The following is an 18554-nucleotide window of genomic DNA, read 5'->3' on the forward strand; positions in this document are numbered from 1 at the left end:
TCTAGATGAGTACCGTTGGATTTAATCCATCCTACTTCAAACATTTATTAAAAAACTAAAATCTATTACATACAATCTATTCTTAGTAGAAACTAATAACGTTATTTTATAAAATATTGATACTTAGTAACTAGTTAGAGGAGGTGCTTTTCCTTACAAATGAAGAAGGAAACAAAATGAATCAAAAATCCCCCCTTATTTAGTAGTCTTTCCCTACTATATACCCCTCCTAAAGTTGCTACATTAGCTGATGAGAATTGGAATACTTTTCAATTTTTAAATAACAACTAAGATAGACCAACATTAATTTTTTGTGATGAAATATATTATTAAAACAATCCTTCTTCTATCTATTGGATTATCATCCATAGCACAAGATGTAGACTACAAACCTACAGAAGAATCTCTTTCTAATCATGAGACACCTAACTGGTTTTTAGATGCTAAATTTGGAATCTATACTCACTGGGGACCTGTTTCTGAAGCATTAGAAGGTGCTGACCCTACCAAATATTATAGAGGATGGCACGGTATGATCATGTATTATGATGGAGAAATTGTAGAAACTAAAAATGGTAAACCAAGTAACAATTACCTTCATCACAAGCAAAAATATGGTGATCCTAAGAAGTACGGTTATAAACATGTCATTGAGCAGTTTTCACCTGATAAATTTGATGCAGAACAATGGGCTGAACTTTTTAAAAAGTCAGGGGCTCGTTTTGCTGGTCCAGTAGCAATGCATCATGACAATTTTGCAATGTGGGACAGTAAAACGACAAGATGGAACTCTATGAATTATGGAGGAATAGACCCTTCTGCTGAATTGAAAAAAGAAATTGAAGGTAGGGGAATGAAGTATATGGCATCTTTCCACCATGCTTTTACTTGGAAATATTTTGCTCCAGCCCATGCTCATGGAAATATTAAAAAGAAAGATTATGATTTGTATACGAATCCACATGCTTTAGATTCTGATACTCCAGATGATAGATTTCATGAAGAATGGTGGGCAAAATTGAAAGAATATATTGATGTTTATCAGCCAGATCTTTTATGGTTTGATTGGTGGTTAGAAAATCTTTCGGAAGAATATAGATACAAATTTTTATCGTATTACTATAATAAAGGAAAAGAATGGGGTAAAGAAGTGGGTGTTTGTTATAAAGAACAAACATATACAGAAGCCATGGCAATAAAGGATTATGAAAGAGGGAGACCAAATCAACCAAAGAATCCAGCTTGGTTAACAGATACATCTCCCGGTGCTTGGTTTTACAGATCAAATGCTAAATTTAAAAAGCCTAATGAATTGATTGATATTTTAGTAGATATCGTTGCTAAAAATGGCATGATGCTATTAAATGTCCCTCCAAATCCTGATGGAACAATTCCAGAAGATATGCAGTTTTTATTGGTTGAAATGGGAAAATGGTTAGAAATTAATGGAGATGCAATCTATGGAACACGACCTTGGACTGTTTTTGGAGAAGGTCCAACTCGTTTACCCGAGGGAGGACATAAAATTGAAAAATTAAAGATTAGTTATACTTCAAAAGACATTAGATATACAAGAAAATCGGATAAAGAATTTTATGCAATAGTTCTTGATAAACCTGAGGATAATATTGTGTTAAAATCTTTAAGCACAGATATCGGCGTATTAAATTCAAGAATTATGAATATCCATCTATTGGGTAGCGATGAAAAAATTAATTGGGAAAGAACTTCAGAAGGGCTAGTAATTAAAGCTCCAAGTAGTCTTCCATCAGAACATGCTTTTGCTTTTAAAATTGAACTAGAGGGCTATACTGAAAATGATATTGGAGGTAATGCTGCCGCTCATATAGATTAGTTTAGAGCAATACAAAAATAAAAGTAAAAAAGTAGATGTTGTATTTACATTTAGAATACAACAAATTTCATTTCATTAATCATATTAGAGGCTATTTCTATATAGAAGTAGCCTCTTTTTTTGTGTTCAAGGAATTCACTTCATAAAAAAGAAACTTATTTTCAATACTTTATATCAATTGAAATACTAAAACTAACAGAGGTGAAATAATATATAAAAGGGGTGTGATATACTTTTCTTTCAATTTTTGAGAATTCTTTCCCTATCTATCACAGGGGTATTAACTAAGTTTAGGGTATTAATAAAGAATTGAAATGCGATGAAAATAAACTTTACTATTACCTTATTGATCCTTCTTACATTAACAGTCTTTGCAGATCCTCCAACTCCCAAAAAAGGATTTAGATGGGTACTGAATGAAAAATATTCAGATGAATTTAATGGAGAATATTTAAACACAAGTAAGTGGAAAAACTATTTTGATGGTTGGCAAGGTAGACCTCCTGCAAAATTTGTTCCCTCAGCGGTTAGAGTTTCCGATGGTTATATGCAGATTAAAAATGGGGTACTATCTTCTCCTGAAGGAAATTATACAATAGCTGGAGGAGCTGTGCAGTCTCAGGATTCTGAAGCATCCTATGGATATTATGAATGTAGTTTTAAAGCTTCAAAAATTCGAATGTCAACAACATTTTGGTTATCTAATGCCAAAGCATTGTTAGATGAGACAGAATGTACTACTGATCGATACAGTCAAGAATTGGATATATCTGAAACTGTTGGAGGTCATGATGGTGGTTTTAAAGATCAGATGCATTCTAATACACATTATAGACACATTCCATGTGGAGAATCCAAAGAAATTTTTCATTCTAAAGGTGCGAATAAAGCGCTGAGCTCAAAAGTATATGAAGAATTTCATACTTATGCTGCATGGTGGGAAGATGCCGATAAAGTACATTTTTATGCTGATAATGAATATTTTTCAACTGTAGAATTTGATAAATCAATTGACTCAACTTCTCCATTTGATAGACCTATGCGTGTAAACATGGTGACAGAAACGTACAATTGGTTGGAAGCTCCCAGTAAAGAAGATTTATTAAATGATGAAATCAATACTTCTTATTATGATTGGATTAGAGCATATGAACTAGTACCAATTGATGAAGTTGTAAAAAATGAAGAGACAACTAATCAAGTACTAGTAGTAAATCATGGTTTTGAAGATAATCTGGCATCTTGGTTGACATGGGGTAATAATGTAAAGATTACAGACGATAAAGACTTTGTACATTCTGGAAACAATGCTGTTCATGTCATTGGTGCAGGGGCACCTGAACAGGTGATTTCTTTAAAACCAAATACAACTTATACGTTAAGTGCCTATGCTAAAGTGATTTCAGGAAGTATTAATCTGGGTGTAAAAGAAGGGGCTGATGCAGTTGTACAATGTCAGTCTACAGAATATGAAAAGCATACAATTGATTTTACAACCGATCAATCAGGAAAAGTAAAGATTTTCTTTTATGCACAAACTGAAAATGATGAAGGTTATGCAGATGATTTTTCAGTGACTGAAAAAAACAAAAATGACATACCTCAAGAAACAGCTGATATTTATAAAGAAGAAGTTTTATTTCAAAACCCGACATTAGAATGGGAAGTCGAAGCATCTTACCAAATTCCTTTGATTTATAAATCAGATTTTGACGGTTTGATTACATTAAGTTTACGAAACTCGAATGGTGAAACTATTGGCGAAAATCAACACGCAGTACTTGCTGGATTTGGATATGATGATTTTGAATTGAATATTAATTCTTCAATAATAGAAGGAGAAAATTATACAATATCAATAGTATTAACGGACTCAACAGGAAATGATATTTGGCATTCTGAAGTAAAAGAAATTCAAATTGGAGAAAAAGAACAGGAAGAACCTACATCAATTGATATTGGTAAAAAAAAAGTAATTTCCATATTCCCCAATCCTACTGAAAATAAAATCCAACTGACAGCAACAAAAAAAGGAGAAAAATACCTAATCATGGATGTATTAGGAAGAAAAGTACAGACAGGTACTTATGAATTGTCCGGCATAAATGTCAGTTTACTTCAACGAGGGAATTACTTTCTCACCCTTGAAAACAACAGCATAACACGATTTATTAAAAAGTAACTTTTTGCTATTTAGAGATGAAAATTAATATAATTTTTCGCTTACTGATCCTCACTTTTTGTATACAATATTTACCGCTAAAAGTATTGGCTCAACTTGATGATAATTTTTTTAATCAATTAAAGAATAGAAAGGTAGAATCTTCAGATGATATTACTTGGGAACAATATGGACCAGGAAACGCAGGGTATGTCAATTTACTTCGCTATCATCCTACAAATCCAGATCTATTATTAACTTCTCCTGATATGTTCAATACATATCAAACCGAAGACAATGGTAAAACTTGGTATACCGTAAAAGATCACGACGGTACAGGTTTGTTCATGAAAAGATTAGCTGATATTTATTATTCTGCAAAGAAACCTACTTTTGGATTAGCAATAGAAGGATCACGTTTTTTCAAAACGGAAGATACAGGGAAAAGTTGGTCGTACATCACCTTTTGTCCATGGTACCAAAATGATAATCAAGGTTATGATAAAAAAGGATGGTATTCTAAAGTTTCTGCATTAGCTATTGATCCTAATGATGAAAATGTATGGTATGTGGGCGCAGGCGCAATGCCCAGAGGACAAGCCCATTTAGGGTGGAATGCGTTTTCAAATACAACAAGTAAAAATCCAAGAGGTCGAGAAAACATTCATTATAATGTTCCTTTTCAAGGGAAAATATGGAGAACAGATAATGGAGGACAATCATGGGTAGAAATAAATACTGGCTTGAATAATAAGGCACAATTCAGTAGGATAATCGTACACCCTGACAACAGTAATATTGTTTATGCTTCTTCATCACATGGGATTTATAAATCTGAAAATAAAGGTGCCTCATGGGAGGATATCGGAGCAGGGCAACTTGATAATAACACCATCATGGATATGGATTATTACTATAATGCTTCTACGAAGGAATTTGTGCTTTATATTATTGATCAAGTTCGCTATCATCCAGAAGGAAAAACAGTCAGTAATACAGGAGGAGTTTTTAAATCCGAGGATAATGGAGATACATGGATTAAAATCAATGGAAACCTTTCATTAGATATCAATAGACTTACAGGAGGAGTAAGATGGAATTTCTATGACTATTTAAAAAAATGGTTTGGTTTTTCATCAACAAATGAAGCAATTTCAGCCTATCCAGAAACACCAAAAGATGCTATACAGTATTTTAATTCTTTGAATGTAGATCCAAGTGATCCAAATACTCTATATATAGGTTTCTATGATGCACAGACTCAATATTCGTTTACTCCTGGTCGTTTATGGCAAACGAGAAATCGTGGAGAAAGTTGGGTAAATATTGCCAGAGATTATGGACCAGCATGGGAAAATGATAAAGAATATTGGCAAGAAAGAGGCAATCCTTTTAATGATAATATGGAAGAAGGTCATCACTTAACTTCTATGCAATTCAATGATAATTACCCTTGGAGGTCGCTAAGATATTGTGCTGTAAATAGTAGAGGAGATATCATGATTCTATATGCCCATAATACTTTTTTAAGTACAGATAAAGGAGTGACTTGGAAACAGATTGATGAAGATTATACTGCTTCAGGGAACCTTGTAGGGAGAGGAAATAGTAATCATCCTGGCTCTTGTATTTTCCAAGATAAAAGACTTGGTAAAGGGGTAATGTACCTGGGTTCAGGTGAGCATAAACTTTGGAAGAGTACTACTGAAGTGATGGACGGAAAACCTGCAGTTCAATTTTTAGAAAATTCTGAAGAAACTGTTTTTGCCGTTACTACACACCCTTTTGATCCTAATATTGTATACACAACTTCTATGAGACAGCATAACATGGACAAAATAATGCGTTCAAAAGATGCAGGTAAGACATGGGAAACATGGGGTAATGCAACAGATGGAACTTGGTATATGAGAACAAATAGCTTGCTTATAGATCCAATTAATCCAACCTATATGTATTTTGGAGTAAATATTCTACAAGGTGCTGATTTGCAGAATAAAAAAGGTGGTGTATTTGTTTCTTATGATGCTGGTAAAAATTTTCAGAGACAAAATAATGGTCTTCCTAATTTTGCAAAAGTTGTGGATTTAGCTTTTGATCCTAGGGATAAAACATACGCATCACTGTTTGCTGCAGCACAATACAATAAAGAAAAGGGTAAGATCAAGGGAGGACTTTATTTCACATCGAATAGAGGTGCAACATGGACAAAAATTTCAACACCATCAATGATCAATGGAGTGAATAGTGTCACTTTTGATCATACGGGTAGATTGTATATTACTGCAGGACATAAAGATGATACTTTTGAAAATGGAGGTGCATGGTATAGTGATGATTTTGGTCAAAATTGGACAAGAATTTTCAAAGCAGAACACGGGTTTCAGTTCGATGTATCACCTTTTGACCATAATCGATTACTCTTAGTAAACGGTGATGGAGCATTGAATCCGGGTATTTATTTAAGTGAAGATAGAGGATTAACATGGAGGAAAAATAATCAAATCATAGGTCAACCTGATAAAATAACGGACATAGAATTTGACTATCATGAAGAAGATAGAATTACTATGACAATTCTTGGAAGTGGATTTTTAAATGGTAAATATGAAGAGGGTAAATCAGCTAGAAAAATAACGATTCCTGATGGAAGCCAGTATTTAAAAGTTAATGAAAAGAAAGCTGTTAATGCTGTTATAGATCCTTCATTAGTGAGTCAAAGTGTGATTTATAAGTCGGAGGATTCTACTATTGCAAGTATTGATAATAAAGGAGAAATCCAAGCCCATAAACAAGGACTTGTGAAAATTTGGGTGACCAGTGAAGATGGAAGATATAGTGATTTTATACAGATAACAGTAAGTGAAGAGGAAGTCATTGATGTTGAAGAGGATAAGGAAGATATAATTAGTAGCAATGATATATCATTGATGGATAATGAGGTATTTATGGTTTATCCGAATCCTTTTTCAAATGAAATATTTATCTCCAATATCACTTTAGAAGTACAACTTTCACTATATGACCTTATCGGTAATGAAATAGGCAATTTTATTATACAGCCTAAGTATGGAGCTAAAATTCCTTTAAACTTAACGAAAGGATTGTATTTCTATAATTATCAATACAAAGGAAATCTCTATTCAGGAAAATTATTGAAACAATAAATATAGATCAATTACCAACTAAATTTTTTATAACTAGAAATGAAACTATTAAATACGCTTTTAGTGAGCTCTCTTTTATGTTTAACGGCTCTAAACTCTTGGTCTCAAAGTAACATAAGGTACGGAGAAAACTTTATAGTTTTTGAAGCAGAAGACACAGATTCTCCTTTAGGAAAATGGGCTTTAAGAACTCCCGAAGATCCTAAATACTATGGGGGCACTGACATCGCACCCATCAATAATACTTACATAGAGTTTGTAGGTGCTTGGGCGAGTAAAGAATCTCCATTGACTTATAAATTTACTTGTCCTAAAACGGGGGATTACCGTTTAGTGATGCGAATGTACCAACCATTGACGGAGGGTGAAAAAGGAGATCAAAAGAATGATGTTTTTATTCGAATGGAAGGGAATTATACAAGTGCTACTTCAAGACCCAAAAGTGATTTGGAAGATGATCATAAATTCTGGGGTAGAGGAGTAAGACAATGGGGTGCATGTTACAGTCTTGAAATGGGAGGTAATCACCTTCATGCAAGATATGGTCTGGTAGAAGGAGAAGAATATACTTTGGTAATGTCTGGTAGATCTCCTGGTACAAGTTTGGATTATATTGTTTTATTTGAAGACCCAAATTGGAAAAACATTGGAAATTCAGATTTAGCCACTCAATTACCAACTGATCATAGACCTTTTAATTTAAACGATGGATTGCATATTCTTCCAAATGATATTAAAGAAATGAGGCAGGGTGACGGTCTTCAATTTTCTGTTAAAATGCAACCGAGTGTAGAAGATTTATCTGTTTTATGGAAATCATCTAATGATGAAGTACTTACAGTTGATCAAAATGGCTATGTTCAAGCAGTGGGAGCAGTAAATGAAACAGCTGAAATTATTGCCATTGAGAGTGGTGGAGAAAAAGATACGCTTGAAATAAAAATCACAGAATGGGTTCCAATCTTAGTCGATCAAATAGCTACCGACCAAAAGGATGTTGTAATGTATATGGGTGAAAGAAGGACTGTAGATTATAATATTTCACCGATTGATGCTGATGATAAGAGTATAACTTGGAGTGTAGATGACGCTACAGTGGCTACTATTGATGAACAAGGTGAGATAAAAGCTGAAAATACAGGTTTTACTAAAGTACGAATATCCTCTAATGATGGAAATGCTGAAGTGACTTTAAACGTAGTTGTCAAAAGATTTAATTCGCCACAAAATATTACTTGGTCTTCATCAACGTTAGAAAGTGAAGAAGATGTCATTGCAAATGGTGAATTAGTAGAAGCTATCAATTTTTCTGGAAATAGTAATGCAAATGAAGGTACAACTGTAATTAATGGAGTATCCTTTGAAGGATTTGCGAATGGAAATGAAACAAATGTTTGGGCTACTCCAATTACCTCTCATTTTTATTCTTCTTCATCTCAAGTAGTACCAAAGTCTAATGATATTTATGATACTGCTGTTGGTTTAGAAGAGTATGATGTGTTATTATCAAGTTTTCTTTGGGATGGAAAGGAAGACCCTACTTTGATAGGATTGAGAGGTCTTGAGGTAGGTGCAAATTATGCAATCCAATTATTCAGTGCGGATACTAGAGAATCAGAAGTAGGTGCTTATTTGACGATAGATGATAGTTTTGGTTCACTAAATGAGACAGCCTACGGTGGAGGGAATGGTATTTCTATCTTGGGAACTTTTAAAGCAGAGGACTCAGCGGTATTTTTTGAAATAAATAAGATGTTAAATGGAAAAAAGAGTGGTATTAACCTTAATGGTTACCAGTTAAGAAAAGTACCAGATGTTATTGCATCTTTAGAAAGAGATTTATCAAAAAACTACATGAGACTTCTGTCTAACCCTTCTCAAGGTATGGTTGCTATTGCTTTTGATAAAAATGTATTAGGAGGTGCTCTATCGATCTATGATATGAAAGGTATTATTGTTCATCAATCAGAAGTTGAAGGAAGAAATAAAACCATAGATCTAACGCGTTTGCAAAAAGGAATTTATGTAGTGAAACTTGTCTCTGACAATTCATTTATTACTAAAAAACTTATTTTAAACTAATACTTTACAATTGAAAGAGAAAAGGATGTGTTTATTTTTATAAATACATCCTTTTTTTGTCTAGTTATTTACTGAACATGAACATTCTATTATTCATAATTTTAAAATCACCCTTTTTTAATACATATCTTCCCCCAGAGGTGATCAATAAGACCTACTAACTTTAAGAAGAAAATAATTCATATACTTACAATTGGAATTGAAATGAAAATAAAGACATCAAAAGTTGACAAGCAAACTTATAATTGGAGGGGGATGTTATTGTTATTTTTATCTATTTATTTCTCATTAAATAGTTTTGGGCAAGATACAGACCTTTCTTATTACAACACTTCATTATCTATAGAGGAAAGGGCTGATATTTTAGTAAGCCAAATGACAATAGAAGAAAAAATAAGTCAATTAACCAATAATTCTGATGCTATTCCTCGACTAAATATTCCTCAATATGATTGGTGGAATGAAGCACTACATGGAGTAGCAAGAAATGGAAAGGCAACAATTTTTCCTCAAGGGATAGCAATGGGTGCTACATTTGATCCTGTACTTATTCATAAAGTAGCAGATGTAATATCTACCGAAGCGAGAGCAAAATATAAAATCTCTCAGGAAATGGGAAATTTTAGTAAATACGCAGGACTAACTTTCTGGACTCCCAACGTCAATATCTTTAGAGACCCAAGATGGGGAAGAGGACAAGAAACATATGGAGAAGACCCTTACCTAACTTCTCAAATTGGGGTGGCATTTGTACAAGGGCTTCAAGGAAATGATCAGAGATATTTGAAAACAGCTGCCTGTGCAAAACATTTTGCGGTGCATTCAGGACCAGAAGAGTTGAGACATGTATTCAATGCTGAACCATCAAAAAAAGATTTTTATGAAACTTATTTACCAGCTTTTGAAGCGTTAGTAAAACAAGGTAATGTGGAAGGTGTTATGGGAGCTTATAATGCAGTTTATGGAAAACCTTCCGCAGCTAATCCATTGTTACTTCAAGATATTTTGAGAGAGCAATGGGGGTTTGATGGATACATCACTTCTGATTGTGGAGCAGTTGGAGGTATGGCTTGGAAGATGAAACATGTGAAAACGGGAGAAGAGGCAGCTGCTTTAGCACTTAAAAGTGGAACTAATTTAAATTGTGGAGGTACTTACAATAAGCTCTCAGCTGCACTTCAAAAAGGGTTAGTAACAGAAGAACTTATTCATAAGCGAACAGTCCAATTGTATAAAACTAGGTTTAGATTAGGTATGTTTGATAACACTGAAGATAATCCATATACTAATATAGGAGAAGAGAAAATACATGCTGATGAACATGTGAAATTAGCTAGAGAAGTTGCTCAAAAATCTATCGTTTTATTAAAAAATAAAAACAATACACTTCCTCTTTCTAAAGAGATCAAAGTTCCTTATGTCACTGGTCCTTTCGCTAATTCAGCGGATATGTTGATGGGAAGTTATTACGGTATAAGCCCCAATTTAGTGACAATTTTAGAAGGAATTAGTGATGCAGTTTCTTTAGGGACTTCATTAAATTATAGAAGTGGAGCTTTACCATTTCAAAAGAATTTAAACCCCAAAAACTGGGCTCCAAAAGTAGCAGCAGAATCAGATGTGACGATTTGTGTAGTCGGTATTACAGCCGATATGGAAGGAGAAGAAGTGGATGCTATTGCTTCGCAAAATGTTGGAGATCGAAAAGACTTAAAATTACCTCAAAATCAGATCGATTATATTCATGAAATTGTCGAACATAAAAAAGGACCTTTAGTACTTGTTATTGCAAGTGGCAGCCCAGTATCCTTAGAGGGAATTGAGGAATATTGTGATGCTATTTTGCAAATTTGGTATCCTGGAGAACAAGGTGGGAATGCTGTTGCAGATATTTTGTTTGGTGATGTTTCTCCCTCTGGTAAACTACCAATGACTTTTCCTAAAAATATCAAACAATTGCCTGATTATGATAATTATTCTATGAAAGGAAGAACGTATAAGTATATGGATCTTGAACCTTTATTTCCATTTGGATTTGGCTTGTCTTATACAAATTTTGAATACGAAAATATAGAAATTTCAAAAAGTGTAGTGAACAAAAAAGAGGATGTTGAGGTGTCTTGTGTAATAAAGAATACTGGAGAAAAAATGGCAGATGATGTCGCACAACTCTATCTTATTCCTTTGGATAATGATGATGATACCCCAAAATATATCTTACAGCGATTCCAACGAATTACTGTTGCAGCTGGAGAGCATAAAAAGGTTTCTTTTGTTTTATCACCGGACGACCTAAAGTTATATGATCAAGAAGGGAAGAAAATTTGGAAAAAGGGAGAGTACAAATTAGTCATTGCTAATGCGTTACCATCCCATAGAAGTGAAGTTTTAGGAGCTTCAAAACCAGTTGAAACACAACTAAAATTGAAATAATCTAGCATTAATTTTTGATAGGGGGGTAAATGAAAACAAGTAACATGTAGGTTTTCTTTACCCCTTTTTTATTGATTTAAAACTTTCCAAGTATAAGGTGTCAAAAAACTAATTTGGAAATAAATAATGTATCAAAACTTTAATAATCATACTGTTATTAAAAAATAAAATTTGACGAAAAAAGGGATTTGAAATTCTTTTTTCAATCATCAATCCACTCCAACAACAATAATTTTTATAAGAAATGAATTATTTAAGCAACACCTTGAGCGGTATAGTACTTTTGACATTCTTATTATTAACAAATAGAGTGCAATCTCAAAGTCTAGCAGAACTACAAGACGCTCGACTTAAATTAGATATCAATGAAAAATGGGACTTTTATAGAGGTGATCTTCCTATTGAAAAAGTAACTAAAGCAAATTACAACTATAATGAATGGGATAAAGTAAATATCCCTCATAGTATGAAGTTGTCGTCGAATGAATTGGACAACAGCCAAGATTCCTCTTACCAAAAAACATTTCACCGTTACATAGGTTGGTATAGAAAAGAGTTAAAAGTCGAAGCATCATCTTCTCAAAAAGTATATCTGGAATTTGAAGGAGCACATCAACATACAAAATTATGGGTGAATGGAGAATATGTAGGAGAAGACATGGTAAGTGGTTTTACACCTTTTCATTTTGACATTACCGCTTATGTTCATAAAGATGGACAACCTAACAATATTGTCATAAGTGTGGATAATCGTTTGAATCCAAATATTCCACCTGATGGAGATAGAAGAGATTACATACTTTTTAGTGGACTTTATAGAGATGTATACTTAGTAGTAAAAAATCCATTACATCTTACTTTTGATTGGGAAGATCAATATGCGGGAGTATTTGTTACCACGCCTTCAGTATCTCGTACTAATGCAACGGTCAATATTCGATCTACTGTAAAAAATGAAAACCAACAAACTGTAGAATGTAAAGTTGTACAGAGAATTATTGATAAGGATGGATACGTTGTTCGTAAAGTTTCAAAATCAAATACCATAAACCCAGGAAACAGTTTCACTTTTAATCAGACAACCGGTATCACTGAAAATCTACGATTATGGTCTATCGAAGACCCTTATTTATACCGAGTACAAACCCTTATTTATCAAAATGGGAAATTATCTGATATGGTTGAAAATCCATTAGGTATCAGAAAATTTGAATTTATTGATGGTAAGGGATTTTTATTGAATGGTGAAAATGTAGAATTAATAGGAGTAAACAAACATCAGGCATATCCATTTATTGGTGATGCTGTACCGAATAGTTTACATCGTAAAGATGCTTTACAATTTAAAGAAACGGGATATAATGTCGTTAGATTAGCTCACTACCCTCATGACAATTCATTTATTGAAGCTTGTGATGAATTAGGAATTTTATTGATGGAAGAAGCACCTTCTTGGATTCATTTTGTAGAAGGAGAATGGTTTGATAATCTAGAACAAGCAACTAGAGTGATGATTAGAAATCATAGAAATCATCCTTCAATATTAACGTGGAGTGGAGGATTAAATCATAGAGGACCTGTAGAAAGATTACATTTTGCTTGTAAGGAAGAAGATCCCACACGTATGACAGGTTCTAATGGTTCACCTTGGACAGGTCCTGTACATTCAGGTATAGCAGATATTTATACACCAATGGATTATCATAATATGCCTGTAACAGAAAATGATTTTTCATTTTTATGTGAACATGGTTCTTCAGATGATGCTATAAGAAATCAATATGAAGTTTCTAAATCTAGAGCATCTGCTAATCGTTTTGGAGTAGCGTTATGGACTGCACATGATTATTTCTCTTTTCAAAAAGATTGGGGGTTGAGAAAAGATAGACCATTTTCTATTTACCGAGTTCCTAATCCTGTAAATTATTGGTATAAATCTGAAATGACCAAGGTACCAATGGTTTATATCGCCGATGAAAGGGCAAATACAGATCCTTCAAAAGTAGTCATTTTTAGTAATTGTGATGAAGTAGAATTATATAATAATGGGGTATTGGTTAGCAAACAAAAACCAGACAATGACCCCAATAGAATCCATTGTAATCACCCTTCTTATACATTTAACTTAGCTGAAGAAAGAGGTAATCTTTATGCCAAAGGATTAGTTAGAGGTGTAGAAGTAGCACAATATGAGCTAAAAAAATATGGTAAAGCTTATGCATTAAAATTAGTAATAGAAAATCAAGATCAACCTTTCCTTGCTAGTGGTTCTGACATGAGAATGGTTAGAGCTTATATTGTAGACAAAGAAGGGAATCATGTGATTAATAATTCATCTTCCGTAACATTTTTTATAGAAGGAGAAGGACAATTAATTGGAGATGAAAAAATTGGAGCGAATCCAAATGAAGCCTATTGGGGAGTTGCATCTATTATTTTACAATCAACACTTTTGGAAGGTAATTTTAAAATCACAGCAAAAGCAAAGGGTTTGAAATCTGCTTCTATAGAAGGTATAACAGTCAAATACAATCGTAATGTGCGAGAAAATAAAATCCAGGAAGTGTATGATTTTCCAATTGTTCGTGTTGATATGGGAGCGAAAGAGCAACTACTACAATTTGATTGGAAAAGATGGGATGGAGATGTTAACTCGACTTTTGTATTGAATGATTATGAAAATGCATCAGTTTCTATTGCCTCTAAAAAGGGGAAATTAGAATGGACAACGGCTTGGGGACTTCTAGGAAATCAACCTTACATCTCTATGGATGGAGTAAATGTAAAAGGAGATGATGAATTGATAATGACAATAAATGATTTACCAAAAGGTCAATACCGCTTAAAAACTTACCATCACTCTATTAAAGTTTTGGCAAAAGTGAAGGGTACAGCAATACTTGAAAAAAAGCGAAGAACATATCAAATTGATGCTAAAGATGCAAAAGGACAAAGAATAGTTGTCCCATCAATTGAACCTTCAAGCGGTAAAAAAATAGGAGATAGATACCCTTCTAATGTAGAATTTATCATTCATTCAGATGGAAAATCCCCAGTACAGTTAATTCTTAAGAATCATGCTCAAGATGTACCTGTTTATTTAAATGGTTTTGAGTTACGAATGGAAAAACAGCAAAAACAATCCTTATTATAAGAATACATTGGATAGATAACTTTATATGAAGGTCATAAAAAAGCAACTTTCTTTCTAGAAGGTTGCTTTCTTATATGAATATGAATTATACCATGGATCATATTTCATTTACAATGATGTGATATTATATCAAATAGGAGGGTGATTTATTTCACCCCTATTTTAATAAGTATTTCAGAAGTATAATCTGAGAGAAATCAATTTACTTGTGACTGATAATAATAGTTGATTAAAGCTATTAATTACAATTAGATTAAATAATGAAAGCCTTCCAACTTAACCTTATTTGATAATTGTAATTATGACTGATGAGCTAGAATATCTCAGTTTGCATTGAGACTTTTTACAGAGCGAATTGAAATGGATGAGAGAGACTGACAATAAAGTTTCGTGTTAAAAATTCACGAAACTTTATCTTTTTCTTCTAGTGAAAGTACAACGGTGTTTGAATTATTAAATAGGGGAATAAAATTTGACCCCTATGTTTTTGACGATCTCACCCCTATAGCAATCATCTAATATTACAATATTTACAAATATTAATTAATTTTTCATCGATACATAGAGAACATCATCTACCAGCGTTTTTTGGAAATAATAATTCTGACTTTTTTGATGAATCACATAACAACAAACCGAGCTTGTCAGAGTATGTGGTGACAAAGGCTACTTAATCGTTTGGTTGATAATCTCTGTATTATTATTAGAAATGAATTTATGAACAAGAAATTTTTACACATCATTTTATTGCTCCTAATAAGTGTGGGAAGTTATGCTCAAGAGTTTACGGGAGGAGATGGTACAGCAGAAAATCCCTATCAAATTGCATCTGTAGCTGATCTACAACTTTTGGATGGAGATTCTACATTATGGAGAGCAGGAAATAATTTTATTTTAACAGCAAACATTGATATGGATGGAGAGACTTTTCATCCAATAGGTTGGAGAGAAGCTTTAGGTAGTGAACATCATTTTAAAGGATCAATTGATGGAAATTATCATATCATTTCAAATTTAACAGTAACCCCACATCCAGAACAAGATTTCTTATTTGGAGGTTTTATCGGTTCGGGACAAAATGCTGTGATTAAAAATTTAGGTTTTAAAAATATCAATGTTGACTTTTCTAGTATCGGAAACTCACAAAGAGTCGGTGGATTAGTAGGGCAGTTAGAATGGGCTGCATCATCCATTGAAAACTGTTTTCTACTTGGTGGTGAAGTAAAAGCAGCAGGTGGCGTAGGTGGTCTTGTTGGAAAATTTAATGGCAATTCCATCTCAAACTGTTTAGTAGATGTCAAAATAAATGCTTCTTGGTTAAAAAATAATGGAGGATTAACGGGTGATAAACAAAATGCACTTGCTGGAACGACCATTTCTAATTCTGTATTCTATGGAACGGTTGTAAAAGGTGAAGCAGCTATAGGTGTTGGAGGAACTGCAGGAAGTGCTACAGTAGAAGGAGTATATGCTATTTCAACTACTGGTCAACCCAATACAGTATCAGGTGTAACAATTCTTAATTCAGAAGAACTTTTACAATCATCGAATTACCCTAACTTGGATTTTACAGATGAAGGTTACTGGATGATGAGAGAAAATTCTTTTGCTGTTTTAAAGGGCTTTGGAGAAGGTGCATTTGATGGTATCTTAACTTATATTTCTTTCCCAATTACAGTAACTCAATCTGACGGCACAACACCTGTTGAAGGTGCTAATGTTGCAATAGATGGAATGAACTATACAACGGATGCAGAAGGACAAATTGATTATTTGGTGTTACCCGGTACATATACATATGAAGTATCAGCAGATGGGTATAAAACAACCGAAGGTTCAGTTGAGGCAGTTGTAGGTGGAGAGCCAAAAATAGTAGCATTAGTTTCAGATGCTGTAGAAGTTTATAAGACAACTTTTAATCTTGTTGATTCAAAAGATCAAGTACTTATAGGTGCAACAATTCAAGTAACTGATGATAATACATATAATGAAACAATGACATCGGATGAGATGGGTGCGGCTACATTTGAACAAATGCTTCCTGGCACTTACACATATACTATTTCAAAAACTCTTTTTGTTACACAAGAAGGTACTTTTGAAATTACAGATATGGATCAAACTATGAATGTTACGGTGCAAATTGATAATCAAGCACCAACAGCAAATGCTGGAGTAAATGCATTAATTGGTTCAAGAACAGTTTATGAATTAAATGGTAGTGGTTCTTTTGATCCAAATGCTGATGAGTTGACGTATAATTGGTCAGCACCTGAAGGTATCACATTATCAGATGCTACAATTGCAAATCCAACATTTACAGCACCAGATGTAGTCGATCCAACAGATTATATTTTTACATTGGTTGTAAATGATGGAGAATTATCTTCTGAAGAAGCTCAAGTGACTATTTCTGTAAAATCAGCAATTATCTTAGGTAAAGAATTATTAGTAAATGGTGGTTTTGAACAAGGACTAATTGAAGGATGGAAAGGATTGGAGCAAACAGACGGTATTACAATCACATTATCTGATGAAGTACCTACAGAGAATTCAGAAAGTACAAAGAGTTTAAGAATTGAATCATCTGGTCAAATAGGTGGTACACATGATACTCCAAAAGAAATTGCAACTGCTGATGCAGCATTTTTCGATCTTACAGTTGGAAAATCATATATTCTTAAAGGAAAAGTAAAAGCAGATGCGATGACATTTAATGTAATCAATTTGAGACTTATGCCAAACAATGCTTGGTTTGATGGTGCAAAAGTAGCTGTTACAAATCCAAGTTTAGGTTGGGGAGTTCCTGTGGTAATTGGTGAATGGGTTGAATTTGAGAAAGAAATAGAAATTACTGAAAGCTTTAGAGCGGAAGCTATGGTTGGTGATGTGATTTCTTCAAAATTAAACATTTTACCTTCAGCAAATTCTAGTGAAGCTATCCTTTATTTTGATGACTTAAGCTTAATGGAAAATGATATAGAATTAGTAGTTCATGCTGGAGATGATATTACTGTTGAAGAAGGAAATGAAGTAGGTTTAAGTGGACAATATAATTCATCTGAAGATTTATCTGTATTATGGTCTTGTGATGCACTATCTATTACTAATGCTGAAACACTAATGCCTAGTTTTATAGCTCCATTAGTTGATGAAGATACAGAATTTACTGTGACGCTATCTGTCCAAAAAGGAGCATTGACAGTAGAAGATCAGGTTGTGATTACTGTTTTGAATACTCAGGAAAAAGAACTTCCTATTGCTAAAGCAGGAGATGATCAAATGGTGAATGAAGGAGATGAAGTAACATTAGATGGATCATCATCAACACCAGCTGGGGCAGTATTGACATGGACAGCACCAGAAGGCATTACATTATCCGATGTAAATGCATCTATGCCAACGTTTACAGCACCTCAAGTGGATGAAGATATGGAATATACATTTACACTTACAGTTACTTATGGTGAAGAAACATCAACAGATGAAGTGGTTGTGACAGTGAAGAATGTAGCGGAAGTTATTATGCCAATGGCTAAAGCAGGAGATGATCAAATGGTGAATGAAGGAGATGAAGTAACATTAGATGGATCATCATCAATACCAGCTGAGGCAGTATTGACATGGACAGCACCAGAAGGCATTACATTATCCGATGTAAATGCATCTATGCCAACGTTTACAGCACCTCAAGTGGATGAA

The 18554-nt window shown here is 33.6% G+C and carries 7 protein-coding genes; all 7 read left to right on the top strand.

Going from position 1 to position 18554, the window contains the following annotated elements; translation table 11 throughout:
- The first annotated feature begins 316 nt into the window (after positions 1–316).
- Positions 317–1855, top strand: coding sequence for an alpha-L-fucosidase (locus tag ACXAHM_RS07500; RefSeq protein ID WP_474959797.1), 1539 nt, complete (start codon positions 317–319; stop codon positions 1853–1855).
- A gap of 319 nt (positions 1856–2174) precedes the next feature.
- Positions 2175–4037, top strand: coding sequence for a carbohydrate binding domain-containing protein (locus ACXAHM_RS07505; protein WP_474959798.1), 1863 nt, complete (start codon positions 2175–2177; stop codon positions 4035–4037).
- 86 nt (positions 4038–4123) lie between these two features.
- The gene (locus ACXAHM_RS07510; RefSeq protein ID WP_474959799.1) at positions 4124–7183 is read left to right on the top strand and encodes a VPS10 domain-containing protein; all 3060 of its coding nucleotides are present in this window, start codon (positions 4124–4126) and stop codon (positions 7181–7183) included.
- A gap of 39 nt (positions 7184–7222) precedes the next feature.
- On the top strand, positions 7223–9265 hold the full coding sequence (locus ACXAHM_RS07515; RefSeq protein ID WP_474959800.1) for a T9SS type A sorting domain-containing protein: 2043 nt from the start codon (positions 7223–7225) through the stop codon (positions 9263–9265).
- 204 nt (positions 9266–9469) lie between these two features.
- Positions 9470–11698, top strand: a complete 2229-nt coding sequence (locus tag ACXAHM_RS07520; RefSeq protein ID WP_474959801.1) for a glycoside hydrolase family 3 C-terminal domain-containing protein — start codon at positions 9470–9472, stop codon at positions 11696–11698.
- A 244-nt stretch (positions 11699–11942) separates the two neighbouring features.
- Entirely contained in the window at positions 11943–14852 is a 2910-nt protein-coding gene (locus ACXAHM_RS07525; RefSeq protein WP_474959802.1) for a glycoside hydrolase family 2 protein, read from the top strand.
- 717 nt (positions 14853–15569) lie between these two features.
- Positions 15570–18554 (top strand): PKD domain-containing protein (locus ACXAHM_RS07530; RefSeq protein WP_474959803.1); only part of this gene is annotated, 2985 nt, incomplete at its 3' end.

It is taken from the genome of Flammeovirga sp. AWQ4_249, from assembly GCF_056161045.1.